This is a genomic window from Shinella sp. GW835-FHT14H05, from assembly GCF_058793575.1.
In genome coordinates this window covers 41200-66948 of record NZ_JBXAFY010000015.1, presented here as the reverse complement: position 1 = coordinate 66948, position 25749 = coordinate 41200, and the positions used below count along the sequence as shown (strand labels likewise).

Genomic DNA, 25749 nt, shown 5'->3' with positions numbered 1-25749 from the left:
TTTCCTACTGCACTGTTACCGGAAGTTTCCAAAGCTCGTCGAAAGCTATGCTGTCGAAGAATGCAGAGGCTTTGACGATCTTTCCGTCGGCAAGATCCAGGAACCAGGCGTAGGTATTTTTGTAAGGCTTGCCGTTTTTTGCGGTTCCGGCAGCATCGAAAAACACGATGACTGTATCTCCCTCGGCGTACATGTTGCGGATCGTGGGTTTGAGCCCGACGCTCATGCGAGCGTTAAACGGTTTGATCACCTCGTTGATGAAAGCGTCCCGGCTAGGATAGGATTTGGAAGCAGCCGAGTTGCCCGTGATCGTCCACGTGACATTATCCGCCAAAAGGTCATATGGACTTCCCGTGCCGTCCGCCCAGGCGTCGAAAGCCTTTTGCACCGCCGCTTTGTTTCCAACCTCGTCAGACGCAACTGCGTTTGCCAGAGGCATGCATACCGAAAAGGAAGCTGCGATCGCGATACTCCGCAAAAATTCTGAAAGAAGCACTCCGTTGCTCATCTCTTAACTCCCTTTAATAGGATCGGGGCCGCCGGAAATCGCCGGCGGCAGATGCGAATGAAGGCCCGCCTAAATCGTGGCTTCCCACGCTTTGAGCTGGTGATCCTTCAGCATGTCCTCGATCACCTTCGGGCAGACGTTGCGGAATTTGCCCATATCGGCAGGAACAATCTCGATCATGCGCTCGATCATTTCCGTGGGATCCATTCTGCCCTCCGGCGTTGCGAAGAAATCATCAAAGCCTTTTCGGAGATCGGCGCGCTTCGTGAAGTTCTTGCTGTCATCCAGCCATCGGAACGGATTGTCGGCCATCGTCTCGTTATAGCCCGTAAAGTAGGCGCCGGGATTGATGGTCTGAATCTTGATGCCGTAGGCAGCAAGCTCCTGCTGCAGCGCTTCTGCAATGGATTCGAGCGCATGTTTCGTCGAAACATAAGTGCCCCAGTTTGCAGGAGTGAAAAGTCCCCCCATTGAGGAGGTGAAGACCACCTTCTTCCCGTGGTGGTTGCCTTCGCGGATCCAGCGCTGGATAACGCCCTGTGTGAGTGTGAGTGGCAGGAACACGTTCATTTCGAAATTGCGACGGACGATATCAACCGGAATTTCCCAGACGGGACCAGGCTCACCCTGGCCGGCATTGTTCCACAGCACATCGAAATCCCAGCCCAAAGCCTGTCGGATATCGTAGGGATCGGTGAGGTCGAGGCGTTCGACGCGAATTCTTTCGGCAAGGCCAAGTCTGGCGACTTCTTCACGCATCGCAGTGACCATTGGCGAGACTTGGCAGGTCGCGATGATGTTGTGGCCGTTCCTGGCCATGCCTATGGCTGCCGCCTTGCCAAAGCCTGAACCACCGCCAGTGATGAGAATGGTCTTGGACATGCTAATCTCCTCTTTCTTGGTTTGATTGGTGTGGACGGCATCAGGTCGGTTCGAAGATTGAGAGCGCAGCGCGGGCAACTTCCATGTCCTGCTGCACCGCGCCCCCGGAAACGCCCACGGCACCGAGGAAAGTTCCGTCAGGTGCGAAGATCGGAAGCCCCCCGCCGAAGACCACGAGCCCGCCGTTGGTCTGCTCCAAACCTGGCGACCCTCCGCCGGGCTTGCAAAACTCTCCGACCGCCTCTGACGTCATCTGGAAAAGCGCCGCCGTTTTAGCCTTGCCGACAGCGATGTCGATCGAGCCTAAGAGCGCTCCATCCATCCGACTGAACGCCTTGAGCTGTGCTCCTGCATCGAGCACCGCGATGTTGACCGGAACGCCGATCGTCGTCGCTCGGGCTTCCCCGGCTGCGATGATCGAGCGAGCTTGATGGGACGAAATCTGCATGGTCATCCCCACTGTTCGAACGCCACCCTGCGTCCACGGATCGGAAGATTATCCAGCATTTCCGCGGTGGCGATGTATGTGGGTGCTGTTTTGTGTACGAGAGTGCTGATTTGCAGCCGGTCTGGAAGCCCCGTTTCGAGGACCTCGAGCCTCAAGCAGACGGGCTCGCAGCCGTCACATCTCCTACTTGCGCTGCCATGTCCGGGATGACCATAAAAAGCAGATCAGAGGAGCTACACCTTCCGGGCGCGACGCCATTCCCCAGGTGATACACAATAGCTCCTTGTAAACACTTTCGAAAAGTGACTTTGATCTGCGAAGCTACAGCGATGGGCGATTTCCGAAACCGACAGCGTGGATGTCAGCAGCAAGTCGCTTGCTCTTTCCAACCTCTGCTGTTGGAGCCAGGCCATAGGGGACCAACCAGTGCTGGCCTTGAACGAACGGGCCAGATGAGCGCGAGAAACGCCGCACTCGGCGGCGAGCTGATCAAGCCCGATGTTCCCGCTCATGTTCGCTAGGAGCAGCTCCTTCACACGGCGCTCCTGCCATGGTGCCAGACCGCCTCGGCGCGACCGAAACTCGATCGGTCGGTAAGCGTGTACCGAGCTCATATGCACGAGCATAGTTATCATCAGTTGGTCAAGGAACAGCCTTGACGTCGTGTCCGGCGACTCGAAAGCGGGGATCAGGCACTCCATCAGATTGCTGATCATAGGATCCGTGTAGGTCGCGCCGAGCGCGACACGCAGGCCCGCAAAAGCGGGAAGTCCCTGCTCGCGATGAAAATCGACGAGGGAGTCGTGTGATGTGAAAACAGAGAGGCAATCCACCTTCAGAGGGCTGATTGCCCGATAGTTCCGCCGTAAATCCAACAACATGAACTGGCCGGGCGCGACCGGATCGTTGGCCAGTCTTTTGCCATCGACCCACTCCTGTCTAACCGGAAGATGGACACGCTGGTAGCAGACCATATACCCGTCGATCTGCTCCATCTGGACGGGTACGCCTCCAACATCCTCCTGCCACTTCAATCGCCCGGCCGTAGCTCCGCTCAAGGCGATGTGGCTAAGCTCAAGCGACGTAGGACATTCGACGCCGTGGAAACGATCCGGACTGCGAATCCTTTTCTGCATCAGTCTTGCCCCCAATTGATGCCGTGCAAGCAGGATACCAAAGCTTCCTGAAAACTACAGACTTAATGTCCGCGACGCGCAGAGCGAAGCAGGGGCTGGCTACGGCGGTTAAACCGATTTTGTAAATTTTGCTCAGGAAGCGGACAGTCCGCTCCCGGCGGATAGAGGACTTCGTCGAACCGCCGCGGTCGGGCTGCTTTCGTCTGTTGCGCTCGGGAAGCTGTCAGACGCATGCGGCCCCCTATCAGCCATTCCCAGCGTAAGTAGATGCCCGTAAACGGAAATTCGGCGCAAACGCATCGACCGAACGACGGGGTCGACGGTTCGACTCCCTTCAAGGCGTATGCTATCGCACGGACGAGCGAAATGCGGTGTCGGCTTCTGTTACGCTACCAAGTCTTTCGCAAGTTCGCTTACGACACCCCTAAGCCACCGATGCGCGGGATCGTGGCGATATCGCACATGCCAAGCCATCTCGACCGGGAAAGTTCCAAGATCGACAGGTGCTTCGACGACCTTAAGCCGCGGGTCGCGCTCGAGGCTGCGGCAGATCAGGCGCGGCAATGTTGCGCAATAATCGGTCACCGCGACCATCTCGGGAACTGACAGGAAATGTGTGACGGAGACAGCAACCTCACGCTTGAGGTTCTGCTGCCCCAACGCCTGAAATACCCCCGCGCGAATCCGACCCGGCGGCAAAACGTTGACGTGTTTCAGGCTCTCGTAAATATCCCGCGTCAGGCTGGCACTGACGTCCGGATGGTCGTGGCGCACGATGCAGGCCAATCCATCGTCCATCAGATGCTGGACAACGAGGTTGTCTGGTGGGTCAATAATCCTTCCCAGAACCATCGCCGTCGTCCCCGAAATCACTCCGGTATCGGCGAGATCGTTGCCGAAAGGCGTCATGCGAAGTTTGATCCCCGGAGCTAGCTCTCGCAGCCTTGCCACCAGCGCTGGCATTAGCACCAGTTCGACGTAGCTGTTCGGCGCGATCAGAAACAGACGCTCCGCGCTTGCCGGATCAAAATCCTGCTGATGGACGACGAGATCGTCGAGCTGCGCCAGTGCTGTCTCGATTGTCGGCGAAATCTCTTCGGCAAGCTGTGTCGGCCTGATGCCGTAGCGTTCGCGGATGAAGAGCGGATCTTTCAGCATTTCGCGAAGCCGATTGAGCGAATTCGACAGCGCAGGCTGGGTGATGCCAAGACGGCCGGCAGCGCGGGTGACGCTCCGCTCCTCCATTAGAGCCAGGAAGACGGGCAGAAGGTTCAGGTCATATCTCATCCAGATATAATGTCATGTGAATATCTAGAATCCAACAAGTAAATTTCTCAAATATCTCTGCGGATGACATGATCACTTCATCGAAAGGCCAGCAGCGCTGATCGAAATCCTAGGCCGATCTGGCCGCCATCATCAAAGGATAAGACGATGAAAGTTCTCATGATACTGACTTCGCACGATACACTCGGCGACACCGGCCGCAAGACCGGGTTCTGGCTTGAGGAGCTGGCAGCTCCCTATTACGTCTTCAAGGACGCTGGCGCCGAGATCACGCTCGCTTCGCCCAAGGGCGGCCAGCCGCCGCTCGACCCGAAGAGCGACGAACCGATGTTCCAGACCGAGCTGACGGCTCGTTTCAAGGCAGACGCCGACGCCAACGCGCAGCTCGCCCAGACGGTGCGCCTGGACGGGGTCGACCACAAGGATTTTGACACGGTCTTCTATCCCGGCGGTCACGGCCCGATGTGGGATCTGGCTGAAGACACGAACTCCATCGCGCTGATCGAATCCTTCATCGCCGCCGGCAAGACCATCGCGCTGGTCTGCCATGCTCCGGGCGTGCTGCGCCATGTCAAGAATGCCGATGGATCGCCGTTTGTTCAGGGTCGCTACCTCACAGGCTTCACCAACACCGAAGAAGAAGGCGTTGGCCTGACCAAGGTTGTCCCTTTCCTGGTCGAGGACGTGCTCATCGCCCAGGGTGCTGTGTTCTCCAAGGTAAAAGACTGGGGTGTTCATACGGTCGTGGATGGCCAGCTCATCACCGGGCAGAACCCGGGATCTTCCGGTGAGGCCGCCGAAGCTCTGCTCACCGCCCTGCGCCAGCCCCGTATACGGGCAGCCTGATCATTGAGCATCGTGGCCGACCGCCAGCAGTCGGCGGTCGGCTCCTCGCAGCGAGCGTGCATTGATCGCGGCCACACAGGTTGCATTTGGCGTCAAGTCCGTTTCAACAGCCGTCACACAGGCAGCCTGGCACACGGTTTCTTCCTTCGAGGTTGTGACGGACGATAAGGTGATCCCGCCGCAGCTCCAGCGAGATCAGGTCAAGCGGATCAAGGCGACAGCCGTCGAGGTGGCTGCCAGCCATGTCGTCATGCTGTCGCACCCGGACGTGGTGGCGAAGCTGATCATCGAGGCTGCGAAGTAACTCCCATGTCATGGTGGCTTCGTCCTTGCCTGCCATGCCCATCAGTCTGCTTCTCGCTCTGGAGATCCCCGATGACGCATATTCTTTCCACCCGTCCGTTAGCCCACTATCGTCTTCGGGTTATCGAGACCGATGCTGCCACATCAGGTGTTCCGGCAGCACGCGCCCGCCCGGCGCTTTCGTTCGCCGCCACCGTCGCTGCGATCGTGCTGGTCGCCATCGATCTTCGTCCGGGGATCGTATCAATCGGACTGCTGCTGCCCCCTACGGGCGACGGGCGCCAAGCATGTCGCCGTGCATTTTGAGCTCGACGTCCTAGACGTAAACCTGTTTCGGTCGCCGACATTTTCGAAGCCTGGCGCGCCCGCTTTAACGGAAGACGACATTCAGCCCGGTTGCATGATGCTCGCCCAGGTCGTCAAATTGCTGTCCGACGTCGCAGTACAAGTCGATGTCTTTGGACTTGGCATTACCGAGTATACCCCATGGGATGCGATTGCGCTCCGCGATGCGCTTTTGGAATTACCTATCGTCGGCAAAACGCAATGACAGGCTCGGAGTGGCTTTCACAGCGATTGGCAAGCGCGAAAGCTAGGCTGACGCCGCGCAAAGGGCCGAAAATCTCGGCCCTTTGCGCGGGATATTTGTGACGTGAAATCGACTTCAAGCGTTGAAGCCGGCGTCCACCGTCATCACCGATCCGGTCATGAAGTGGGCCGCAGGGCTTGCCAGGTATGTCACCGCAGCGGCTATGTCGGCGGGCTTGCCATAGCCTCCGAGTGAGGTAAGACGGCGGTTAGGCTCGGCCCACGCGCCATTTGCAGGGTTTTGATCGGTATCGATAGGGCCCGGCTGAACGAGATTGACCGTGATCCCCTGAGGACCGAGCTCCCGCGCAAGGCCTCGGGTAAAGGCAATAAGCGCGGATTTGGACATCGAGTATACAGTCAGGTTCGGATAAGGGACTCGCTCGGCAAGGCAGGAGCCGATCGTGATAATGCGCCCGCCTTCGCTGAGATGCGGAATGGCGGCTTGGGCTGCCAGCACTGCCGAGCGGGCGTTGACGTTGAAGACATCCTGGATATCGGTGAAGTTCATTTGCGCCAGCGGCCCCCCGCGGGAGATGCCGACGTTGTTGACGAGGATGTCTATGCCACCCAACGCCTGTACGGTTTCATCGATCGAACGACTGACAGCCGAAGGGTCGCCGCTGTCTGCTCTAACCGAAATCGCACGACGGCCTCTCGCCTGGATTGCCTGCACGACGTCGGAGGCACGATCCGGTGAATTGAGATAGGTGATCACCACATCGGCGCCCTTGTCCGCAAGCGCAAGCGCGATCCCTGCACCTATTCCGCGGGATGCTCCTGTGACGAGTGCGCGTTTTCCTGTGAGGTCGTTGCTTCCGACGGCTCGCGTCGTCTGCGCCCTGGCGGTGCCGGCGGTGGCGAGAGCGGCTGCTCCTGCGGCGGCGCCTATCAGAATGTTACGTCTGTTGTTCATCATGGATCTCCGATTAAAACATTGTGACAGGTGTTGTTGGGCCGGAAAACACAGATTGTTTCTTCAAACCCTGCTGGCTATCTCATTCGGAAAGCCGTCCGCCGGCTACGCATTCAGGATCAAGGGTCGGCTTGATTCTGTCAGCATTGCCAAGCGATTGACGTAAGAAACACCGGGCAAGTCGCGGGCTTCAACGGTTGAGAGCGGCAGACAATTTATTGATAGAAATTGCATAACTCCCGATGGCGAAGAATCCCCATCTTCCGAGGACTGGCGTCAGATGGCGCCACGAACCAACCACCATCGGAGCAAGAGACATGTCGGACATGAAATTTCGCGTCGGGATCATCGGGGCAGATACGCAGGCGAGTTGGGCAGGCGCTTCCCATATACCCGCGCTTCAGGCGCAGCCATCGCTGGTTCTTGCGGCGATTGCGACGCGTCGGGAAGAGAGCGCTCGGGCCGCAGCCGCCGCCTTTGGGGCGGAGCGCTGGTTCGCCGATCCCTATGCCATGATCCGAGACGAAAACATCGACGTCGTCACGGTCGCCGTGAAGGTTCCGGCCCATAAGGATCTGGTTTTGGCAGCGCTCAAGGCAGGCAAGGCGGTTTATAGCGAGGCCCCGCTTGGGGTGAGCGTGGCCGAGACCGAAGAAATGGCCGCAGGTTCTGGGTCGCTACACACGGCGATCGGCCTGCAAGGTCGCATGAACCCCTCCGTCCGTCGTGCAGCCGAGCTGGTCGCGTCCGGAAAGCTGGGCCGGCTGATGTCGGCGCGTGTCAGCGCCACGACCTTCGGTTATGGTCCGCAATCCCCGAAAGCCTACGACTACTTCAACAAGGCGGCGTCTGGCGCAAGCTTCATGACCATCACGACGGCTCACGTACTTGACGTGATCGAAGCAGTGCTCGGCAATATCACGGAGGTGGACGCACGCACCGAACTGCTTTGGCCGACGATCGAGATCGTCGATACCGGTGAAACATCCATTCGCGACATTGCCGACCACGTCGATCTGATCGCCAAGACTACAAGCGGCGCGCCCGTCTCGGTTCAGGTTCTGGCAGGCGTTCCTGCGGAGGACGCGAACTTCGTTTTTGAGATTCGGGGAGCGGGCGGCTGGCTGAGGTTGACCGGCAACCATCTCGCCGGTGTGCAAGTCGGCGATCTCACTCTGTCTGCCAGCTTCAACTTTGCCGCCCCTGACGCACCTGTCGCCACAGGCGTGGGGCCGACTGCGGCTCCCTTCTGGGCGGGCGCCGCGATCAATGTCGGCGAGGTTTATGCCTCGCTTGGCCGCGACCTTGTGGCCGGGACGTATGACACACCGGGATTCTCGCACGCGCTTCACAACAGCCGTCTGGTTCAGGCTGTCGAACGTGCCGCCCAAACGGGCGAGCGGCAGCTCATCCTTGCCTGATCTGAATAGGTGCCGGTGCCTTCAGAGGGCGCCGGTCTACCGTGATCGACGGCGCTGGCGGCGGCGCCATCAAAAATCTCTCATCATGGAAAGAGAACGATCATGCGAATGCGTAAGCTTGGTGAAAGTGGGCTATTTGTGTCCGAGATGTGTTTTGGTGCGATGACCTTTGGCGGCACTGACGGCATCTGGGGCCATGTGGGAAAACTGGGGCAGGAGGAAGCCGATGCTCTGATCAGGGCTGCACTCGAGGAGGGCATCAATCTTTTCGATACGGCGAACATCTATGCCAACGGGCGCAGCGAGGAGATCCTTGGGAAATCCCTTCGCAATCTCGGTGTCGCGCGAGACGACGTGGTGATCGCCACAAAGGTCGCGTCCGCGATGGGCGAAGGTCCAAACCGGCGCGGCGCATCGAGGGGGCATATCCTGAGTGAAGCCCGCGCGAGTCTTAAACGGCTTGGTCTCGACCATATCGATCTCTATCAGATTCATGCGTTCGATCCGGACACGCCGATCGAAGAGACGCTGGAAGCACTCGACACCCTCGTGCGGTCCGGCGACGTGCGCTATATCGGATTGTCGAACTGGGCGGCCTGGCAGATCATGAAGGCAATCGGCATAACCCGTGCGCGACATTTCGCTCCGATCACTTCGGTTCAGGCCTATTACACGCTTGTCGGTCGCGATCTGGAGCGCGAGATCGTACCGCTTCTCACGTCGGAGCGGGTCGGGCTCATGGTGTGGAGTCCGCTTGCCGGCGGTTACCTGACCGGCAAATATTCGACCGGCAGCAATGCAGATGGCGGCCGGCAAACCGGACTGGATTTCCCACCCATCGATCGCCACCGCGGCGAGCCACTCATCGACGTCCTTAGAACGGTGGCCGCAAAGCATGGGCATCAGCCGGCCCAGATCGCTATTGCTTGGCTGTTGCGGCAGCCCGTCGTTTCGACCGTGATTATCGGCGCCAGGCGCGTCGAGCAGTTGCTTGAAAACATTCGCGCTGCCGATATCTCGCTGGACGGCGACGACATGGCGACGCTCGATGCAGTTAGCCGCCTCCCGATCGAATATCCCGGCTGGTTGCTCAATGCGTAGAGCAACTCGGATCTTTGACACCCAATCGGGCGCGACCGCTTGAGGCCCGAGGTCAGATCGCCATTTGCTTAAGGAGAAGGGGACAATGCTTCTCCGAGAGCCTTGCACCCGCTTCCTTCAAGCCATGCCCGGAATGATAGGATCTCCGGATTGATCTGACGCAGAAAAGTCAGATCCGCATGTTCGGAGAGTGGCCCATTTTCCAGACTTGCAGCCATCTGGCGAAGATCGGCGTTTTGTTCGAGCACATGATCCGCAAAGCGGGAGTAGGCGATCGGACGCCCCACAACCGCGCTGAGTGTCGCCGCCAGCTCAACGCCGGTCACGGTGTCGCTCGCGATCTTCAGCGTCTGGCCGGCAAACCTCGGCCTGTCGGAGAAGATCGCGGCGACAAATTTTCCGATGTCCTCCACTGCGGTGAGCTGAATGGGCTTGTCAGGGACCATGAGTGAAACGAGTTGCCCCTTGTCGAGCCCAGAACCTGGCCGCACCAGCATGTCCATGAAGATCATCGGCCTAACGATGGTCGAGACGATCGGCAGGTTGCGAATATACGCCTCGATCCGGGGCTTGGAATCGAAACGTGCCACGCCGGTCAACGTCTCTCCGACGCTCGCTCCCGACGAATACACGAGATGGGCGACACCGCTTTCAGTCGCGATATTTGCAATTTCGGTTGCGTACTTGACCTCGTCCTCGGCCGACAGGTTGCCCGGCAAGACGATGAAGACGCCGTAGGCATTTTTCATCACGGCGGAAATCGCACCTCTATCGTCAAAAGATCCCGAGAACAGGTCCACCCCCGCTTCGCGAAGCGCGGCAGATGCGGGGTTCGCTGCATTCCGCACAAATGCCCGCACACGCCAGCGCTTCAGCAGTGCATTAACCACCGACCCGCCTTGTCGGCCGGTTGCGCCAAAAACCAGGATCTGCTGACTGTCATTTGTCATCGAGAGGCCCTCGCGTGTTGATCAAGGGAGCCTCATATATACACTTGATGATCTGCCGGAAGACGGCACATATCTTAGCATCGGTTACAGGGATGATACTTTTGGCAAAGACAAAGCAAGCCTGGAGCGATCAGAAAGCCGGCGACTCAACAGGTTTTCGCCCATTGCCGTCCAACGGCTTCTGCACACGCCTCGGCGACAAATGGACTGTCCAGGTCGTCTGGCGTCTTTCGCTGGCGGATGAGCAACGGCTTCGTTTCTCCGAACTCAAAGGCGAGGTTGGCGAGATCACCCAGCGCATGCTGACGCTTACGCTCAGAAACCTGGAACGTGATGGACTTGTGAAACGCCACTATTTTCCCGAGGTGCCTCCGCGGGTCGAATATTCTCTCACCGAAATGGGCAATGGGGTGCTGCAAGCACTCGAAACCCTCAACGTCTGGATACGGGACAATCTTCCGCGTGTCGAAGCAGCACGTCGCCTCTACGACGACGGGACATCCGATACGCAATGAAGTTGTCTGCCAGCCGCTGCAGATCAGCGTTGCAAGTCCGCGACAGGGGAGCTGCCGAACATGCTCTTGTACTCGCGGCTGAATTGCGAAGGACTTACATAGCCGACCTCAAAGGCAACGCTTGAGACGTTGGCGGCGCCGGCTGCCAGCAGCTTTCGGGCTTCCAGCAGTCGAATATGGCGTTGAAAGGCCAGCGGGCTGAACCCGGTGACGGACTTAAAGTGCCGGTGAAACGAGGTGACGCTCATGCCGGCTGACGCAGCCAGATCGGGGATGTTCACTGGCGCGCTGTGGTTGGTTGCGAGCCAGTCGGCGGCCGACTTTAGCTGTTGGAACCGGCCGTTGCGCTGGCCGATCTGGCGAAGCGTATCACCCATCGGGCTCTGTAGAAGTCGGTAATACAGTTCGGCCTCATAATGCGGCGCGAGCATGCCAATGTCGCCGGGCGTGCCCAGGAGCCCCACCATGCGAGCCAAGGCTTCGCCGACCGTTCCGCTCAGGTCCCCGGCCGCCACCGCGCATGTCCAGCGATCATCGGATTTGGGCATATTGAGCATGATGCGCGTGAGCATGCCGATATCGATGTGGAGGCTGATCCCGACATAAGGGAGGCCTGGCGAAGCACCGGTCAATTGATGGATGTAGGGCACACCGAAGGACGATGCCGCGCAGGCACCCGTCACAAGGTCGAAGCGATTGGCGCCCATGATCAAGACCTTGATGCCGCGCAAGACCGCGTAAAACATAGGCTCGAATATTGCGGGCGTCGGTAGGGTGTCACGGGTGCTTGTCCACACCGTCAAGCGTGGCACAGGCGTTGGAACACCGACGGTGCCCATATGTGCAGCGATAAAGGGAGCGACCTCTTCCAGGAGGCGCTTAGTCGTAACCATAGTATCAGCCATGATTGCATTATGAGACGATTTGGAAGGATTAGGCAAGTCTCTGGTAAGATCGGAGATGTTGCTTCTGTGGCGCGTCCTTACCTTCATGCTGGAAGGAGACGTTGGTGACGGCGTGACCGGTCCCGGAGCTTCCAAAGACAGACAGAAAAAAAGGATGAACTATGATTGATCTCAAGAACAAGCGTGCGCTGGTAACCGGCGGGTCTCGAGGTATCGGCGCCGCAATCGCATTGGTTTTGGCAGAAAATGGCGCGGACGTTGCGATTACTTATCAGAATTCGCCCGAGCGTGCGAATGGCGTTGTGTCAGAGATCGAAAAGCTGGGCCGCCGCGGATTGGCCGTCAAGGCAGACAGCGCCGATCTGGACGCCGTCAAGCGGGCCGTTAGCGAAACTGTCGAAAAACTCGGCGGCCTCGACATTCTCGTCAATAGTGCGGCCATTGGAGTCGCCGGACCATTGGCCGATCTCGATCTCGAGAAATTCCAGGCGATGATGGACGTCAACGTGCGCGGCCCGGTCGCCTTTGCGAAGGCGGCGATACCGCATCTGCCCCAAGGCGGTCGCATCATCTCGATCGGATCGGGTCTTGGAGATCGCGTTCCTTTTCCGGGTGTGACGGCCTACGCAATGTCGAAATCGGCGCTGCTGTCGTTTACGCGTGGCCTGTCGCGCGAACTTGGGCCAAAGGGTATCACCGTGAATCTCGTCTCGCCCGGATCGACCGACACCGAGGCCAACCCGGCCAACGGCGAGGGTGCCGATTTCCAGCGAAGCCTCACGTCGATAGGCCGTTTTGCCGAGCCACGTGAAATCGCAGACGTTGTCGCGTTTATCGCAAGTCCGGCCGCGAGCATGGTCAACGGTGCGGTGATCGCAGCAGACGGAGGCGCAAACGCCTAAGCCGCTCCAGAACTGCTTCAGCGCGCAGCCAACAGAATGTGTTCGAAATCCTTCAGCGCAGCAGAAGCGGTTGCCATCGGCTCCGCACCGGAGCCGATGGCAACGATCTCGCCCATCGTGTCGGTGCTGATCCGGATCGCCTTGCTCTTGCCCGCGACCTGCGAAAAAATATCGGATGCCGGCAGCGCTTTTACACCGACCATCGCGCTGGAGATGCCGTCGTTGCGGACAATGGACCCGATTAGTTTCGGCACCAACTTGGCGCCCTTCCACGCTTTGACCTGCGCGTCCGTCACGTTCTGAATGCCATCGACAGCGATGTTGTCCATGGTCAGGCCTGCATCCAACCCGAAATTTGCCAGGATCAGCAGCTTAGCTGCGGTGTCCCAACCTTCCGTGTCGTTGCGGGGATCGCTTTCTGCGAAGCCGCCTTGCTGGGCCTTCGCCAGAGCATCGACGAAACTCATGCCGTCGTCCATCATGGCGCTCAGAAGGAAGTTGGTGGTGGCGTTCAATATGCCTTCGATACGGATGAACTCGCAACCCTTCAGATTATAGTCGAGCAGATCGATTGTCGGCAGCGCGGCCGCCGTTGCCCCGCTGACCTTGAGAAACGCGCCGGTTTTTCTGGCTCGATCCTGTAGCCCCTTGCCGTCAAAGACGAGTGCTCCCTTGGAGATCACGATCGCATGGATGCCCGCATCGAGCGCGGATCCGATATAGCCATGGCCCGGGCTGCCGGTCCTGAAATTGGAAGGACCGGCTTCGATAAGCACGTCCGGTCTGGCAGCCATCAGGAAATCAGGCCCTGATCGACCTTCGATCAGCCGGTCGAAATCCTGGAGTTCCAATCCGTCAGTGCTGGAAAGGCCAGCCCTAGAACCGCAGACCGCAGCAAGACGGACATCGACGTCATAAAGGCTGCGATAGCGATCTCGTCTGGCGAGGAGAAGACCGGCAACAGCGCGGCCGACGCCCCCGAAACCGGCGATCGCGACATGGATATGTTTCACCGTACTGATCTCCTGATAGTTACTTGGTAGAAACGTCTCGAGGTCGATCGGACCCTTCATCTCGAAGGTGCCACCATCCCTGTGAAGCGGATCTCCGGTTTGATGCGACCCTCTTGGTTGCACAGGTTCGTTTTCACCGACACCTCTTAAATGCGGTTTGATAACTTCGTATGTGATCTTGATAGAATTTGCATAGCGATAGGACCGCGGATCGGGTGAAATGTATTCGTATTGAGGCTCCGGAGCAGGCGACCCTGATGCTGTCTGCCATGCCATGAGAGGTGATTGCGTGATCTGTCATTTCGGATCAGGTAAGTTTGAGGAGATCTGATGCCGATGCTGAAGCCGACTTTTTCCGACCTGCTTGAGGTCATCGAGCATCACGCCAGGTATGATTACATCACGCCTGTTCCAGGCTTGAAGGTAGGACGAACGGATTCACCTACCGAGGTAGGGCATTCGATCTATCAGCCATCGTTTGGTCTGGTCGGGCGGGGCGTCAAGGAATTGATGGTGGGGGAAACCCCGTTTCATTACGCAGCCGGCGAATCCCTGCTCTGTGCGGCAGACGTTCCCGTGACGTCCCAGGTCACCGAAGCGCATCCTTCCGCTCCCTATCTCGCCATTCATCTCGACATCGATCCTGGGGTCGTCGCGGACCTTTTGCGGGAACAATCCGGTTACCGCCCCAAGGCACCGGATAATCTGGTCGCCGGCAAATACCGTCTTGATCCCGAGCTTTTCGATCCTCTGATTCGGCTTGTCTCGTTGATCGAGAGGCCACGGGATATTCCCGTTATGGCGCCATTGATCAGACGAGAGATCGTATGGCGCCTGCTGCACACCGAACATGGGCCTCTTCTGAGCCAGCTCGCCTTTGCCAACGGCCACGCTGCACGCATCGGTCGGACGACGGCGTGGATCAGGGAGAACATCTCCGAGACACTGAGCATCGCCGATCTTGCCGCGCAGGCGAACATGAGCATTCCAAGCTTTCACAGGCACTTTAAGGCAGTGACATCCATGTCCCCGGTCCAGTTCCAGAAGCGTGTTCGCCTGCAGGAAGCCCGACGCAATCTGTCCGGCGCCAGCACCATCTCGGCTGTCGCCTATGACGTAGGCTATGAGAGCATCTCGCAATTCAATCGCGATTATCGCCGCCTGTTCAACCTGACCCCAAGCAACGACGCAGCGACTTTGCGCGCCACCCTCAAGCGCGAACTGGGCCATTCCACTCAGCATTAGCCCTGCATTTCATTGATAAGAGCCCTTTACATCCGACCCATCGAACGGTGGGCGTGGAGAGCTACCTGCGTCGTACCGATAGATCGAAACCACAAGGATCAACACCAGATGCGCACTCGACCAAGATTTCGCCCAAGCCGGATCTACCTGGCTCTTCTGCTTTTCGGTGCAGGTGTCTCCGATGCGGTCGCCCAGTTGGATGGGCCACAAAAAGACAGCTTCGAATCGGACCGCGGAGAGATCGTCGTCAGTCAGGTCAGGCAGATGAGCGTGGTGATCGAGACCCCAGGCGGCGTTATCTACACCGACCCGACCGGGGGCAAAGCCCGCTATGCAGCTCATCCGGTGCCGGATATAATCCTGATCTCCCATGAGCATCACGAACACTATGATAAAGATACGCTCGAAGAGCTTGCAGGGCCCGGGACCCGGCTCGTCGTGCCGCTCTTCGTGATGGATCAGCTTTCCCCAGGTTTGAGACGCAAGGCTGTACCGCTTGGAAACGGCAAGCTATCCGAATTGGGTTCGATGACGATCGAGGCAATCCCGGCCTATGGGCTGACGGGACAATCTGCACAATGGCATCCCAAGGATCGCGGCAACGGCTATGTCGTCAAAGTTGATGGGAGACGCATCTACATCGCCGGGTCATCCGATGCCACGCTCGAAATGCGGGAGCTGAAAGACATCTATATCGCCTTTCTGCCGCTTTACCCGCCTTATGCGCTGGGTGTCGATGACGCCATAGACGCCGTCTCGTCGTTCAAGCCCGAGGTCACCTATATCTATCAGTATAACAGCGTTCGCACTCGCGACGAGTTCGTCGAGAAGATGAAGCTTAAGCCAAGCGCTACGACGATCATCGCTCGCGACATCGGTTCGTAAGGAGCAATGTCCTCATAAACGAGGACTGTCTCGGTTGCTCCGTCGTCGCTCGATGGCTATTTGCATAACCAACGGTTATGCCGGCGATTACCCCATAAGCTATAGCGTCGTTTGCTCGGTTGTGTTGTTTCTCTCCAGAAACCAGTTCCGCTCCGGCGCTTTTCAACCAGCAGCGAATATTTGCAGATGCAGCCAGACACCATGACATTATCGCGCCGCGCTTTTTTGATCGGCTCATTATCAGCAACGGCTGCCATGTCCGGATGCGCGACAAGCAATGTGCCCGTGGCGCAACCGGTAACGGCGACGCAGCTCGAACCTTTCCCGAATCTTGGAACGCCCGACGCGGAGCTTGAGGCGCGTTATGCGGCATTCGAAGACGGCGGGCATATCGTGCCGGCCATTCCCTATCGGCAGATGGATCCGAGATACTATCGACAGCAGGTGGCAGATCCGACGGGTGAGAAAGCCGGGACGGTCGTGGTCGATACCCCCAACCGTTTTCTCTATCTGGTCGAAGAGGGCGGGACTGCCATGCGCTACGGGGTTGGTATCGGTCGTCAGGGATTTTCCTGGCAGGGAGAGGGTATCATCCACTGGAGGCAGCATTGGCCGCGTTGGAAGCCGCCATCAGAGATGATTGCGCGTCAGCCGGAACTGGATCGATATTCTGTCGCCAACGGCGGCATGGATCCCGGAGTTACGAACCCGCTTGGCGCACGTGCGCTCTATATTTTCCAGAACGGCAACGACACGCTCTATCGTTTGCATGGCAGCCCGGAATGGCAATCGATTGGCGAGAGCGTGTCATCGGGATGCGTGCGCCTGACCAATCACGATATCGTCGATCTCTACCAGCGTATCCCTTATCACGCGCGCATCGTCGTGCATCAGGCGCCGACCTTCAGCTGAGACCCCGCAGCATTTCGACTCTGCCTCCTTTCGCGGCGAGGTGTCCGCGGAAGGGTGGAGCGCCGAGCAGTGCCGGATTAAAAAGCCATATTGGTGTTTATCCTTGCACTACGAACGAGTGCACCTTGATCGGAGGGCAAACCGTTTGCAATGTTAATCGCGGGAGGTGTATCGTGGATATTGCGGCAGCCCTGAAGGCTTTTGTGCGCACGGTGGAGCGTGGATCGGTGACCGCCGCGGCGCGTGATCTCAAGCTGTCGCAGCCGGGCGTCACCAAACACCTCCGAAATCTCGAACGGCATGTCGGTGCACGATTACTGGAACGTTCATCGCGCATCGTAAGGCCGACGTCGCAGGGGCAGGCGCTTTATGATGCAAGCCGTGAAGCGCTGCTCACAATAGATGCAGCGATTGAAGGCGTCAGACAGGATATGGGAAAGGTGGAAGGCCACCTGCGGATCCATGCGCCGTCCTGTATCGGCACGAAGCACCTGCATGGCATCGTGATGGCATTCCAGCGTTGGTATCCGGCGGTGACAGCAGACGTTATTCTCGAAAACAGAGACGCCGATCTCATTTACGAGAATTTCGATGTGGCCATAAAATATGGTCGGCCCGTCAATCAGGAACTCATCATCAGGCGGCTTGGATCAATCCGCCGGATTATTGTCGCTGCTCCGAGCTTCCTCGCTCGGCATGGACCTATCGAGACAATCGAACGGCTCTCGCAGGTAAGCATGGTTGCCAGTTCCAGATCATTGACGTTGCAAGATACGCTGATGCTTTTCCACCGCGACGGAGGAACAGTCGAGGTTCCAATCCGTCCGATCATCCGTACGAACAGCGCTGCCATCATCGCATCGACGCTGATGGAAGGACACGCAGCAGGAGCGGTGCAGCAACTCATGGTAAACGAGGAGCTTGCTGAAGGGCTTCTTGTGCGCCTCCTGCCGGAATACGTGGTCAAGCCCACGGAGGCATTTCTTGCCTACCCGTCCCTTCGGTTCATGAGCCTCGTCGTTCGGGCATTCAGCGAATTTACGGTGGCGGAACTACGATCGATAGACGGTATTTTCGACAGGCCTTCACCGGAGAACCTGGCGGATGCGGAACTTGTCCAGACACTAGCGCCCGTAGCGGGATAATAGCGCCAGATCGGTGGGGCATTTGACCTCTACACGTCGTCGCGGGTTTTACTCTCACGAAGATGGTCAATCAGTGCTCGAAATGCGGAAGAGGTTCTGCGACGGCTGGGATAATAGAGGCTGAAACCTGGAAGATCAGTGACCCAGTCCGCGAGTACCTCTTGAATGCGGCCAGCGTCCAGATCAGCTGCGACCTGTGATCGAAAGAGAAAGCCAAGTCCCAAACCATCAATGACGGCTGCGCGGATAGCGTCGCCATCGTCAAACACGAGCGTACCATCGGTTTTATATTCGATCTTGCTTTTGCCCCTCGCGAGAGGCCAGCGATACAGCCTCGTCGATGTCAAAAATCGGTAGGAAATGCATCGATGACCGGCCAGGTCGTCAGGGCTCATGGGGATCGGACGCTCAGAAAAATATGCAGGCGATCCGGCAATCACGACGCGGCTCGATGTTGTCAGCGGAAGTGCCACCATATCCTTTTCGATCAGGGTGCCAAAGCGGATGCCGCCATCGAAGCCCTGCGCAACGATGTCGTTCAATCCCTCGTTGGTGGAAATTTCGACGGACACATCCGGATAACGTTCGTAGAAACTCCTAAGCTTTGGCCGAACTATGGTTTCAAAAGCGACGGGTATCATCGTCAGACGGACCGTCCCCGTTACAGATGCGCGCATGTCTTGCAGTTTCAGCAATTCCTCGCCGATATCCCGCAATGCAGGGCCGAGCGTTTCGAGCAGCCGCCGGCCTGCATCGGTTGGGGCGACGCTGCGCGTGGTGCGGGCTAGCAGGGCGACCCCGATTTTCTGCTCGAGTTGGACGATCGCGTAGCTCAGAGAGGACTGCTTGACGCCAAGTTCAGCTGCCGCATCGGTAAAGCTGCAATGGCGCGCAACCGCCTCGAACACCGCAAGGTCACGCAGGACGAAGCGATCCATTTATCGATCCTCTCTATAAGCGCTAACGATCCGTAGCATCTAATCGAGAGCTGCGCACTGGTTTATGGTCGAGTGGCTTTAAGGAGGCTCCTCAATGACAATCGCAAAAACAATCCTGGCCGCCATGCTGTCCGGTTCCCTTGTTGGTCCGGCAATGGCCGATGCAACCAATGTCGTGCTTGTTCACGGCGCGACCATGGACGGTTCGGGATGGAGAGCGGTTTACGATATCTTGCGGGCTCGAGGTTTGACGGTGAGCGTCGTCCAGTTGCCGCATACCAGCCTTGCCGATGACATCGACGCCACCCGCCTTGTGCTCCGGCAACAACAGGGCTCGACCGTGCTTGTCGGCCATAGCTACGGCGGAGCCGTGATCACCGAGGCAGGATCCGAAACAAACGTGAAGGCACTGGTTTATGTCGCGGCGCTGCAGCCGGATGGGGGCGAAAGGCTTTCGGAGCTGTCGAAGCGCTATCCGATGAAGATCGACATGAAGATGATGGGCAATGACAGGTTCGTTCCCGATCCTACGTCCTACCATGATACGATCGCGGCGGACCTGCCACCAAGCCTGACGGACTTTATGTCTGCTTCGTCGACACCGATGCCGGTCGCCACCTTCGAGATGAAGTTCGGCCATGCGGCTTGGCGGGACAAGCCGAGTTTTGCGATCGTGGCGACGCAAGACAGGGTCATTCCGCCTGATCTTGCCCGCTGGATGTATCAACGCTCTGGCGCCCAAACGACGGACATCACATCCAGTCACATGGTCTACATATCTCATCCGGAAGAGACCGCCGCGGTGATCGTGCAGGCGATCGAGGCGGTAAAATAGACCCGAGGTCGCGCAGCCACATTGCAAAGGCAGAAAAATCATGAAGGCAGCGGTCTACGATACCCCTGGCGCTCCTAGTGTTCTCAAGTACATCGATATTGCCGATCCGGCGTTGGCCCTTGACGAGGTGCTGATTTCCGTCGAAGCGATCTCCATCGAGGGCGGTGATCTGATCAACCGGCGCTTGAAGCCGCCGCCGCGAGCACCCTGGGTCGTTGGTTACGCCGCTTCAGGCGTGATCGTCGCGGTTGGGGCAGAGGCGAAGGAACGCAAAGTCGGCGACAGGGTTGCTGCCTTCGACATGCAGGGCTCTCATGCTGAACTCTGGGCGGTCCGTGCCGCGCGCACTTGGCGGATGCCGGATGACGTGGATGCGGTTGATGCAGCGGTGTTGCCGATTTCTTTTGGCACCGCGAGCCATTGCCTCTTTACCAGAGGCGGGCTCCAACGCGGCGAAACCGTCCTCATCCAGGCGGCCGCCGGCGGCGTTGGCCTTGCCGCCGTCCAGCTTGCAGCCCAGGCCGGCGCAAGGGTGATTGCCGTTGCAAGCGGAGAAACGCGCGCAAGCCGGTTGCGCTCGCTCGGGGCCGATCATGTTGTCGATCGAGTGTCGCATGACGTTGCCGATACTGTCCGCCAGATCACCGACGGTATGGGTGTCGATCTCGCTCTCGATCCGGTGGGGACGACGCTGCCGACATCCATTTCTGCCCTCGCGGTGGAGGGTCGTGTTGTGTTCGTCGGAAACGCGGGCGGGGGCAGCCTTTCAGTCGATCTGTGGTCCCCGATGCAATCCAACCAGACACTCCTTGGAGTGTTCATGGGGCCTCTTTTCGAAAGGCCCGATGTTCACTCGATGGTAGACGAACTGTTTGTGGCGCTCGACGCAGGGCGTATTCAGGTCGTAATCGATCGGACCTTTTCGCTATCGGAGGCCGCCGCTGCGCATGATTTTGCCGAAACGGCAAAGCCGCTGGGCCGCATTATCATGAGGCCGTGATCCGGATTCGGAACACCTACCAGAGGATTGGGATCCATGCGGCCTTGGTGGTGCCGTAAACGGGCGTAGATTTCAACAGGTGTCCCGAGAGACGCTTGGTATCGCCTCGAGATGCAGCTGTAGTAGCCAAGCCGCACATGGAGCTGAGATGGGGAACCGGAATATTGCGGGAATCGATTTTATTGTCACTGGGAATGGCCGTCACCCTGTTTTCGGCATCTGAATGGCCGGAAGTGAACAGGAGGTTCGCTCCGGCGAACTCCGCGGCACTTTGACAATGTCGTGCTGGAGTGCCGAGAGTTGAGACTGCGCCGCGCGGTAACCGGCCATGAGCGCGGCGAACGATGCGCCGAGTTGGAGGAGAATGGCACTTGTCATCGCGTCGTCCCCGCCTCAAGCGCGCCGAAGTAGGCCGACTTGGCATCACGGGCGCGCTGGTCGACCTCACCGACAAGAACACCCGTTCCCGCTCGTCATCCGGCAAAACGTAAACGCCGGCAATAGGGGATGATATTGAGCAGCTTTCCGATTATCGCGACGATTCTGTCGATGGGCCTACCTGTGACCGCCTCTTGCTTGGCCTCGTCACGGTCTTCCGCATCTGAAAAACGTCTCCACTGGACTGCTCCTGCGCAACGGCTCAAATCTGCGTCGTTAACATTACCAAAGCTTAGACGCATCAAAACCAGTTATGTCCATCGACTTGTAACGCGAGAAATGCAACATCATCCACGTCGAACTCACATTTAATCTAGGACCTGAACATGAAATTGAATAACGCACGCCTGGGTTTTGTTGCTATCGCTTTCAGTGCCGCAGTAAGCGGTGCTATCAGCACGTCGGCTTACGCCGCAGAGTTTTCCTTTACAGCAACCAACACGACCAATACCGCCATTACCGAAGTATTGGTCTCTGAGAACAAAAAGGATTGGGGCTACTTTGACATCGGTAGCGGCATTAAGTCCGGCGCAACTGCGAACCTGGTTTGGGACCAAAGCACAAATAGCGAAAACTGCGCTCAGTGGGTTAAGGCAAGCTATGCTGACGGGTCCGAGTCGGAACCGGCTAAGTTCGATTTCTGCGAAGACGGCCTGGAAATCAACTTTTAATCACTTCAGCGCGTGACGGTGTTCTCGGCAGGTCACAAAGAATGACCTGCCGTTTGCGTTGTAGACTGTTCGGCCGGCTGTGTCGGTCGCCGCCTAACGTCCGCTCTTGTGGAAATCGACGCGAACGACATTTTCTTCCTGAGTTACCGAAGGCTGCTCAACCACCGGCCCACGTTTGTGACTATTTCGCTGAGAAAGAATGTATTGAAGTTCGTACGTCCGGGTTTGCAGGAGTTCGAGATTTTCGCGCAGTTCTCCAACCAGCCTTGCGTACTGCGCCACAACTCGCTGGTGTTCACTGCGCTCGATATATTTCGCTCTGAACCATCCCCGCATCGTACCCTCCTAGATCGGACAGGCACTAAATTCGCAGCCGAACTCCTAGTTCCAAAATCCCCGGCTCATTAGTTAACGCTTGTTTTCATCTCTCCAGTTTCATGGCCAAGCTATTAGCAATTCGGCATGACGACCGGGTATTTTGCTACTCACAGCGTGGCCATCGATCAAAACCGATAGCCGTCCAAAAAAGGTATGTGAAGCTGACCAAACGTCTGCGCGCCCATACAGGGTTGAGGCGCCCAGGGTAAAGGAAGCGGCTGCGGCGGCATGAATCTTGTCTACTTAGCCGCCAAACATTCGGGTATACGGACTCACTGGCCAGCTTTTCACAACCAGAAGCCCCTGAACATCGAAATCCCGCTAAACATTCCCCTTGCCGGTCCTTGAGCCAAACAAGCGCATGCTAGTCTAGCGGGACGAAGGAACCGGCCGCGATGCCATGGCATTCTCCTCCAAAGCGGAGAGCATCCATGATAAAGCCAGAAAACGACAACTCACTCATGCCGACGTCTGAAGCATCTTCAGATGACGCGGTTAGAACCAAAGCCGCCGACCCCACAACATCCTCTATCCCGCCCGTGAAAAACCTTGAAAGCGAAGTCGCCGCCGCACTCGGGGGTGCAAACGCCGAGCCCGCGAATGTTGGTCCCAACGGCCCGGTGGACGTTGCGGGCGTTCTCGACGAGTTGGAGGAAAGACACGGCGAGAAGCTCGATTGGCGAGAATCCCTCTCAGATCTGCTCACGCTCCTAAACCTTGATACCGGGCTTGCCGAGCACGAGAGGTTTGCGGTCAAGCTTGGATATGCCGGCAACACGGACGACAAGGCTACTATGGACGAGTGGCTACACAGCGCGCTGTTGAAAGCCATTGCAGAGAACGCAGGCAAGGTTCCCTCCAACCTCCTCGAATAGAGGCTGAGACGGAGCGACGCTGGCTGGCAAAAATATGAACGCTTATTGCGGACACGGAGAGGCGCGCATCTTCTCTCGACGGCAAGCTCATAGTTTTCCTCTAGAAAGGCTCGCCTCTGGCGGTGAGGCGAGCCCGTATGATCAATCAGAAATCCTTCCCAGCGCCGGCAGGCAGGGCGGGGGCGGCGCCCTTCTCGGGCTTCTCGGCGATCTGGCGCACCGGACAATCTCGATACCGACCTTCTGGTACTGGTTGGCGGTTGCGAGATTGTCGAGTGCCTTGACGGCGCGCAATAGCGCAACACCACCGCCCGGCAGGATACCCGTCCCCTTGATGTCCGCTCTCGCCTTTCTATATCCCAACATCGCACAGTCGGCACACGGCCTGAGACGGCCGGAAGGGCGTAGCCCGAGCGGGGGTCTCAGGCCGGCGCGGCGATTTTCGAGGGGGCTTCAGCCAGCTTTTCGGGCGCGGCTTTGAGCGAGACGATAGCTGTCGCCGTTCATCTCGAGGATGTTGACGTGGTGGGTGATGCGATCGAGCAGCGCGCCGGTGAGACGTTCGGACCCCAGTGTTTCCGTCCATTCGTCGAAAGGCAGATTGCTGGTGATCAAGGTGGCGCCGCGCTCGTAACGCTTGGAGATCAGCTCGAACAGCAATTCCGCCCAGGTCTTCGACAGCGGCACGAAGCCCAGTTCATCGATGATGAGCAGCTTGTAGGCGGCCATCTGCGTCTGGAACCGGAGCAGACGCCGCTCGTCGCGCGCCTCCATCATCTCGCTTACCAGGGCGGCGGCCGTGGTGAAGCCGACGGACAGGTCGTTCTGGCACGCGGCTAGGCCGAGACCGAGCGCGACATGCGTGTTGCCGGTTCCACTGGAGCCGAGCGCAATGACGTTCTCGCGGCGCTCGATCCATTCACAGCGGGCCAGTTCCAGCACCTGCATCTTGTTCAGCTTCGGAATGGCGGCGAAGTCGAAGCTGTCGAGGCTTTTGACGACCGGGAATTTGGCCGCCTTGATCCGACGTTCGACCTTGCGGCGGTCCCGTTCGATCATCTCCCGCTCGGCAAGCCGGAACAGGTAGCCGACATGATCGACGCCTTCGGTGGCGCATAGCCGGGCCAGCTTCTGGTGCTCGCGCTGGAAGGTCGGCAGCTTGAGGGTTTTGAGATAGTGGCCAAGCAAGATCTCTGGCGCGTCGCTGCTCATGCCGCTTCTCCCGCATCAGATGACAGGAGGCGCATACGCCTTTTCCGACGTCTTCTCGACAGTCGCCCTCGGCAGGTAGGGATAGATCGCCAGGTCCAACCGCGGCGGCCGGCGCTCGACCCGGCACAGGATCAGATGCTTGACGGCGTCGAAGCCGATCGCGCCGAGCTGGATGGCCTGCTTCACGGCCGCATGCAGGTCGGCAAGGTCGAAGCTCTCCAGAAGACGGAGAACCTGCACATATTCCCGCCGCCCATGTTTTGCCATGCGGCCTTCCATCAGCCGGCGCAGCGTCGCGAACTCGTCCGGCAGATCCCAGCCCTGGAGTGGCGCTGCCTGATCCAGCGCATTGATCTTTTGCTCGATCAGCGGCAGGTAATGGACGGGATCGAAGACGACGTCTTCCCGTTCCCAGCATCGCGGATGACGCGCGATGATCTCGCCGCGGCAGCCGATCACCACCTGATCGACATAGCCCCGGACCCAGACGTCCTGATGGCCGTAGGCTACCGGTACGGAATAGTCGTTCGTTTTGTAGCGCACCAGCGACTGGGCTGTCACAACAGCGCTGGCCTGGTCGCAGGCATCAAACGGCGATGCCGGCAAGGGACGCATGGCCGCAAGATCGCGCTGCAGCCGTTCGCCAATCGTCTCGCTCTCGCCCCGCAGCTTGTCGCGCTGGCGTTTGCGGCACTGCTCTTCCAGAAAGGCGTTGAACGCATCCCATGTCGGGAACTGTGGGATCGGTACCATGAAGTTGCGACGGGCATAGCCCACGAGACCCTCGACATTCCCTTTATCGTTGCCCTTTCCCGGACGGCCATAGCGATCCCGGATCAGGTAGTGGGACAGGAAGCCGCTGAACAGCGCTGCCCGCTTGCGTGTGCCGTCGGGCAGGATCTTTGCCACCAAGCAACGGTCGTTGTCATAGACGATCGACTGCGGCACGCCCCGAAGAACGCAAAGGCGTGGACATGACCATCCACCCAGGCTTCGGCCACTGCCGCCGGATAGGCACGCACATAGCAGCCGTCGCTATGCGGCAGATCGAGGACGAAGAAGCGCGCCTTCTGCTCGACGTCGCCGATCACCACCGTCGCCTCGCCGAAGTCAGCCTGCGCATGGCCGGGTGGATGCGACAGAGGCACGAACACCTCTTGGCGACGCTGATCCCGCTCGCGCATGTAATCCTTGATGATCGTGTAGCCGCCCGTGAACCCGCACTCGTCGCGAAGCCGGTCGAACACCCGCTTGGCCGTATGGTGATGCTTGCGCGGCACCTTCAGGTCTCCATCAAGCCAATGTTCGATCGTTGACACAAACGCATCCAGCTTCGGACGCCGGATCGGTGATCGCCGCTGATAGCCCGGCGGCGTCGAATAGGCCATCATCTTGGCCACGCTGTCGCGCGATATATTGAAATGCTTTGCTGCCTGGCGCTTCGTCATCCCTTCCGAAACAGCCAGCCGAACCCTCAGATAAAGTTCCACGGTG

28 protein-coding genes and 1 pseudogene are annotated in these 25749 nt (G+C 58.4%); 16 read left to right on the top strand and 13 right to left on the bottom strand.

Translation table 11 applies throughout. The features are described 5' to 3' along the window. Window positions 1-4: 4 nt before the first annotated feature. The 5 genes from AC1Q6Z_RS29185 to AC1Q6Z_RS29165 all read right to left on the bottom strand — a co-directional run bounded on the left by AC1Q6Z_RS29185 (window position 5) and on the right by AC1Q6Z_RS29165 (window position 4261). On the bottom strand, window positions 5-508 hold the full coding sequence (locus AC1Q6Z_RS29185; protein WP_492650023.1) for a nuclear transport factor 2 family protein: 504 nt from the start codon (window positions 506-508) through the stop codon (window positions 5-7). Between the two features lie 69 nt (window positions 509-577). Next, on the bottom strand, window positions 578-1390 hold the full coding sequence (locus AC1Q6Z_RS29180; RefSeq protein WP_492650022.1) for an SDR family oxidoreductase: 813 nt from the start codon (window positions 1388-1390) through the stop codon (window positions 578-580). 40 nt (window positions 1391-1430) lie between these two features. After that, window positions 1431-1838 (bottom strand): GlcG/HbpS family heme-binding protein, encoded by a 408-nt coding sequence (locus tag AC1Q6Z_RS29175; protein ID WP_492650021.1) that lies wholly within the window; start codon window positions 1836-1838, stop codon window positions 1431-1433. Between the two features lie 233 nt (window positions 1839-2071). Beyond that, window positions 2072-2833 carry a helix-turn-helix domain-containing protein gene (locus AC1Q6Z_RS29170; RefSeq protein ID WP_492650020.1) on the bottom strand — a complete coding sequence of 254 codons (762 nt, stop codon included), beginning with the start codon at window positions 2831-2833 and terminating at the stop codon, window positions 2072-2074. Between the two features lie 525 nt (window positions 2834-3358). Then, window positions 3359-4261 carry a LysR family transcriptional regulator gene (locus AC1Q6Z_RS29165; RefSeq protein ID WP_492650019.1) on the bottom strand — a complete coding sequence of 301 codons (903 nt, stop codon included), beginning with the start codon at window positions 4259-4261 and terminating at the stop codon, window positions 3359-3361. Window positions 4262-4408: 147 nt separating this feature from the next. On the opposite strand from AC1Q6Z_RS29165, the gene AC1Q6Z_RS29160 reads away from it, so the two are divergent. The 4 genes from AC1Q6Z_RS29160 (at window position 4409) to AC1Q6Z_RS29145 (ending at window position 5960) form a co-directional block, all read left to right on the top strand. Then, window positions 4409-5107, top strand: a complete 699-nt coding sequence (locus AC1Q6Z_RS29160; protein WP_492650018.1) for a type 1 glutamine amidotransferase domain-containing protein — start codon at window positions 4409-4411, stop codon at window positions 5105-5107. 61 nt (window positions 5108-5168) lie between these two features. Then, the gene (locus tag AC1Q6Z_RS29155) at window positions 5169-5411 is read left to right on the top strand and encodes an alpha/beta fold hydrolase (RefSeq protein WP_492650017.1); all 243 of its coding nucleotides are present in this window, start codon (window positions 5169-5171) and stop codon (window positions 5409-5411) included. 71 nt (window positions 5412-5482) lie between these two features. Continuing rightward, window positions 5483-5716, top strand: a complete 234-nt coding sequence (locus AC1Q6Z_RS29150) for a hypothetical protein (RefSeq protein WP_492650016.1) — start codon at window positions 5483-5485, stop codon at window positions 5714-5716. Further along, entirely contained in the window at window positions 5706-5960 is a 255-nt protein-coding gene (locus AC1Q6Z_RS29145) for a hypothetical protein (protein WP_492650015.1), read from the top strand. The genes AC1Q6Z_RS29150 and AC1Q6Z_RS29145 overlap by 11 nt, the downstream gene beginning before the upstream one ends. Window positions 5961-6074: 114 nt before the next feature. On the opposite strand, the gene AC1Q6Z_RS29140 is transcribed toward AC1Q6Z_RS29145, so the two are convergent. Continuing rightward, window positions 6075-6914, bottom strand: a complete 840-nt coding sequence (locus AC1Q6Z_RS29140; RefSeq protein ID WP_492650014.1) for an SDR family NAD(P)-dependent oxidoreductase — start codon at window positions 6912-6914, stop codon at window positions 6075-6077. Window positions 6915-7231: 317 nt separating this feature from the next. Here AC1Q6Z_RS29140 and AC1Q6Z_RS29135 point away from each other — a divergent pair, with 317 nt between their 5' ends. Together AC1Q6Z_RS29135 and AC1Q6Z_RS29130 are read left to right on the top strand one after the other, a co-directional pair. Further along, window positions 7232-8335: a Gfo/Idh/MocA family protein gene (locus tag AC1Q6Z_RS29135; protein ID WP_492650013.1), complete on the top strand. Its 1104-nt coding sequence runs from the start codon at window positions 7232-7234 to the stop codon at window positions 8333-8335. 102 nt (window positions 8336-8437) lie between these two features. Then, window positions 8438-9436, top strand: coding sequence for an aldo/keto reductase (locus tag AC1Q6Z_RS29130; RefSeq protein WP_492650012.1), 999 nt, complete (start codon window positions 8438-8440; stop codon window positions 9434-9436). Window positions 9437-9504: 68 nt separating this feature from the next. Here AC1Q6Z_RS29130 and AC1Q6Z_RS29125 read toward each other — a convergent pair whose 3' ends face one another. After that, window positions 9505-10386 carry an NmrA/HSCARG family protein gene (locus AC1Q6Z_RS29125; protein ID WP_492650011.1) on the bottom strand — a complete coding sequence of 294 codons (882 nt, stop codon included), beginning with the start codon at window positions 10384-10386 and terminating at the stop codon, window positions 9505-9507. A 92-nt stretch (window positions 10387-10478) separates the two neighbouring features. On the opposite strand from AC1Q6Z_RS29125, the gene AC1Q6Z_RS29120 reads away from it, so the two are divergent. After that, window positions 10479-10901, top strand: coding sequence for a winged helix-turn-helix transcriptional regulator (locus AC1Q6Z_RS29120; protein WP_492650010.1), 423 nt, complete (start codon window positions 10479-10481; stop codon window positions 10899-10901). 23 nt (window positions 10902-10924) lie between these two features. Here the strand turns inward: AC1Q6Z_RS29120 and AC1Q6Z_RS29115 are convergent, their stop codons facing one another. Further along, window positions 10925-11794 carry an AraC family transcriptional regulator gene (locus AC1Q6Z_RS29115; protein ID WP_492650072.1) on the bottom strand — a complete coding sequence of 290 codons (870 nt, stop codon included), beginning with the start codon at window positions 11792-11794 and terminating at the stop codon, window positions 10925-10927. A gap of 173 nt (window positions 11795-11967) precedes the next feature. Between AC1Q6Z_RS29115 and AC1Q6Z_RS29110 the strand changes: the two genes are divergently transcribed. Beyond that, window positions 11968-12708: an SDR family NAD(P)-dependent oxidoreductase gene (locus AC1Q6Z_RS29110; RefSeq protein WP_492650009.1), complete on the top strand. Its 741-nt coding sequence runs from the start codon at window positions 11968-11970 to the stop codon at window positions 12706-12708. Window positions 12709-12725: 17 nt separating this feature from the next. Here AC1Q6Z_RS29110 and AC1Q6Z_RS29105 read toward each other — a convergent pair whose 3' ends face one another. Beyond that, complete coding sequence (locus AC1Q6Z_RS29105) at window positions 12726-13721, bottom strand: homoserine dehydrogenase (RefSeq protein ID WP_492650008.1); 996 nt, start codon at window positions 13719-13721, stop codon at window positions 12726-12728. Between the two features lie 330 nt (window positions 13722-14051). Here AC1Q6Z_RS29105 and AC1Q6Z_RS29100 point away from each other — a divergent pair, with 330 nt between their 5' ends. From AC1Q6Z_RS29100 to AC1Q6Z_RS29085, 4 genes are all read left to right on the top strand, one after another. Further along, the gene (locus AC1Q6Z_RS29100) at window positions 14052-14966 is read left to right on the top strand and encodes an AraC family transcriptional regulator (protein WP_492650007.1); all 915 of its coding nucleotides are present in this window, start codon (window positions 14052-14054) and stop codon (window positions 14964-14966) included. A 108-nt stretch (window positions 14967-15074) separates the two neighbouring features. Further along, window positions 15075-15851, top strand: a complete 777-nt coding sequence (locus AC1Q6Z_RS29095) for an MBL fold metallo-hydrolase (protein WP_492650006.1) — start codon at window positions 15075-15077, stop codon at window positions 15849-15851. Between the two features lie 186 nt (window positions 15852-16037). Further along, on the top strand, window positions 16038-16763 hold the full coding sequence (locus AC1Q6Z_RS29090) for a L,D-transpeptidase (protein ID WP_492650005.1): 726 nt from the start codon (window positions 16038-16040) through the stop codon (window positions 16761-16763). Between the two features lie 173 nt (window positions 16764-16936). After that, window positions 16937-17908: a LysR family transcriptional regulator gene (locus AC1Q6Z_RS29085; protein ID WP_492650004.1), complete on the top strand. Its 972-nt coding sequence runs from the start codon at window positions 16937-16939 to the stop codon at window positions 17906-17908. 29 nt (window positions 17909-17937) lie between these two features. On the opposite strand, the gene AC1Q6Z_RS29080 is transcribed toward AC1Q6Z_RS29085, so the two are convergent. Continuing rightward, the gene (locus tag AC1Q6Z_RS29080; RefSeq protein WP_492650003.1) at window positions 17938-18846 is read right to left on the bottom strand and encodes a LysR family transcriptional regulator; all 909 of its coding nucleotides are present in this window, start codon (window positions 18844-18846) and stop codon (window positions 17938-17940) included. Between the two features lie 94 nt (window positions 18847-18940). On the opposite strand from AC1Q6Z_RS29080, the gene AC1Q6Z_RS29075 reads away from it, so the two are divergent. The 3 genes from AC1Q6Z_RS29075 to AC1Q6Z_RS29065 all read left to right on the top strand — a co-directional run bounded on the left by AC1Q6Z_RS29075 (window position 18941) and on the right by AC1Q6Z_RS29065 (window position 21790). Beyond that, a complete protein-coding gene (locus tag AC1Q6Z_RS29075) occupies window positions 18941-19681 on the top strand; it encodes an alpha/beta fold hydrolase (protein ID WP_492650002.1) in 741 nt (246 codons plus the stop codon). A 40-nt stretch (window positions 19682-19721) separates the two neighbouring features. Further along, window positions 19722-20681, top strand: a complete 960-nt coding sequence (locus AC1Q6Z_RS29070; RefSeq protein ID WP_492650001.1) for a quinone oxidoreductase family protein — start codon at window positions 19722-19724, stop codon at window positions 20679-20681. Between the two features lie 764 nt (window positions 20682-21445). After that, on the top strand, window positions 21446-21790 hold the full coding sequence (locus AC1Q6Z_RS29065) for a hypothetical protein (RefSeq protein ID WP_492650000.1): 345 nt from the start codon (window positions 21446-21448) through the stop codon (window positions 21788-21790). Between the two features lie 93 nt (window positions 21791-21883). Here the strand turns inward: AC1Q6Z_RS29065 and AC1Q6Z_RS29060 are convergent, their stop codons facing one another. After that, the gene (locus AC1Q6Z_RS29060; protein WP_492649999.1) at window positions 21884-22126 is read right to left on the bottom strand and encodes a hypothetical protein; all 243 of its coding nucleotides are present in this window, start codon (window positions 22124-22126) and stop codon (window positions 21884-21886) included. Window positions 22127-22599: 473 nt separating this feature from the next. On the opposite strand from AC1Q6Z_RS29060, the gene AC1Q6Z_RS29055 reads away from it, so the two are divergent. Continuing rightward, a complete protein-coding gene (locus AC1Q6Z_RS29055) occupies window positions 22600-23043 on the top strand; it encodes a DUF3597 family protein (protein WP_492649998.1) in 444 nt (147 codons plus the stop codon). Window positions 23044-23496: 453 nt separating this feature from the next. On the opposite strand, the gene istB is transcribed toward AC1Q6Z_RS29055, so the two are convergent. Together istB and istA are read right to left on the bottom strand one after the other, a co-directional pair. Continuing rightward, window positions 23497-24255 (bottom strand): IS21-like element helper ATPase IstB, encoded by a 759-nt coding sequence (istB, locus tag AC1Q6Z_RS29050; protein WP_492649997.1) that lies wholly within the window; start codon window positions 24253-24255, stop codon window positions 23497-23499. Further along, a pseudogene (gene istA, locus AC1Q6Z_RS29045) lies at window positions 24252-25745 on the bottom strand (IS21 family transposase). The gene istB and the pseudogene istA overlap by 4 nt, the downstream one beginning before the upstream one ends. Window positions 25746-25749: the final 4 nt, after the last annotated feature.

Bases quoted from the DNA above. Each gene is read 5' to 3' on its own strand.
- AC1Q6Z_RS29185 (WP_492650023.1), bottom strand. From the start codon at position 508: ATGAGCAACGGAGTGCTTCTTTCAGAATTTTTGCGGAGTATCGCGATC.
- AC1Q6Z_RS29180 (WP_492650022.1), bottom strand. From the start codon at position 1,390: ATGTCCAAGACCATTCTCATCACTGGCGGTGGTTCAGGCTTTGGCAAG.
- AC1Q6Z_RS29175 (WP_492650021.1), bottom strand. From the start codon at position 1,838: ATGCAGATTTCGTCCCATCAAGCTCGCTCGATCATCGCAGCCGGGGAA.
- AC1Q6Z_RS29170 (WP_492650020.1), bottom strand. From the start codon at position 2,833: ATGGAGCAGATCGACGGGTATATGGTCTGCTACCAGCGTGTCCATCTT.
- AC1Q6Z_RS29165 (WP_492650019.1), bottom strand. From the start codon at position 4,261: ATGAGATATGACCTGAACCTTCTGCCCGTCTTCCTGGCTCTAATGGAG.
- AC1Q6Z_RS29160 (WP_492650018.1), top strand. From the start codon at position 4,409: ATGAAAGTTCTCATGATACTGACTTCGCACGATACACTCGGCGACACC.
- AC1Q6Z_RS29150 (WP_492650016.1), top strand. From the start codon at position 5,483: ATGACGCATATTCTTTCCACCCGTCCGTTAGCCCACTATCGTCTTCGG.
- AC1Q6Z_RS29140 (WP_492650014.1), bottom strand. From the start codon at position 6,914: ATGAACAACAGACGTAACATTCTGATAGGCGCCGCCGCAGGAGCAGCC.
- AC1Q6Z_RS29135 (WP_492650013.1), top strand. From the start codon at position 7,232: ATGTCGGACATGAAATTTCGCGTCGGGATCATCGGGGCAGATACGCAG.
- AC1Q6Z_RS29130 (WP_492650012.1), top strand. From the start codon at position 8,438: ATGCGAATGCGTAAGCTTGGTGAAAGTGGGCTATTTGTGTCCGAGATG.
- AC1Q6Z_RS29125 (WP_492650011.1), bottom strand. From the start codon at position 10,386: ATGACAAATGACAGTCAGCAGATCCTGGTTTTTGGCGCAACCGGCCGA.
- AC1Q6Z_RS29120 (WP_492650010.1), top strand. From the start codon at position 10,479: ATGATACTTTTGGCAAAGACAAAGCAAGCCTGGAGCGATCAGAAAGCC.
- AC1Q6Z_RS29115 (WP_492650072.1), bottom strand. From the start codon at position 11,794: ATGGTTACGACTAAGCGCCTCCTGGAAGAGGTCGCTCCCTTTATCGCT.
- AC1Q6Z_RS29110 (WP_492650009.1), top strand. From the start codon at position 11,968: ATGATTGATCTCAAGAACAAGCGTGCGCTGGTAACCGGCGGGTCTCGA.
- AC1Q6Z_RS29100 (WP_492650007.1), top strand. From the start codon at position 14,052: ATGCCGATGCTGAAGCCGACTTTTTCCGACCTGCTTGAGGTCATCGAG.
- AC1Q6Z_RS29095 (WP_492650006.1), top strand. From the start codon at position 15,075: ATGCGCACTCGACCAAGATTTCGCCCAAGCCGGATCTACCTGGCTCTT.
- AC1Q6Z_RS29090 (WP_492650005.1), top strand. From the start codon at position 16,038: ATGCAGCCAGACACCATGACATTATCGCGCCGCGCTTTTTTGATCGGC.
- AC1Q6Z_RS29080 (WP_492650003.1), bottom strand. From the start codon at position 18,846: ATGGATCGCTTCGTCCTGCGTGACCTTGCGGTGTTCGAGGCGGTTGCG.
- AC1Q6Z_RS29075 (WP_492650002.1), top strand. From the start codon at position 18,941: ATGACAATCGCAAAAACAATCCTGGCCGCCATGCTGTCCGGTTCCCTT.
- AC1Q6Z_RS29070 (WP_492650001.1), top strand. From the start codon at position 19,722: ATGAAGGCAGCGGTCTACGATACCCCTGGCGCTCCTAGTGTTCTCAAG.
- AC1Q6Z_RS29065 (WP_492650000.1), top strand. From the start codon at position 21,446: ATGAAATTGAATAACGCACGCCTGGGTTTTGTTGCTATCGCTTTCAGT.
- AC1Q6Z_RS29060 (WP_492649999.1), bottom strand. From the start codon at position 22,126: ATGCGGGGATGGTTCAGAGCGAAATATATCGAGCGCAGTGAACACCAG.
- AC1Q6Z_RS29055 (WP_492649998.1), top strand. From the start codon at position 22,600: ATGATAAAGCCAGAAAACGACAACTCACTCATGCCGACGTCTGAAGCA.
- istB (WP_492649997.1), bottom strand. From the start codon at position 24,255: ATGAGCAGCGACGCGCCAGAGATCTTGCTTGGCCACTATCTCAAAACC.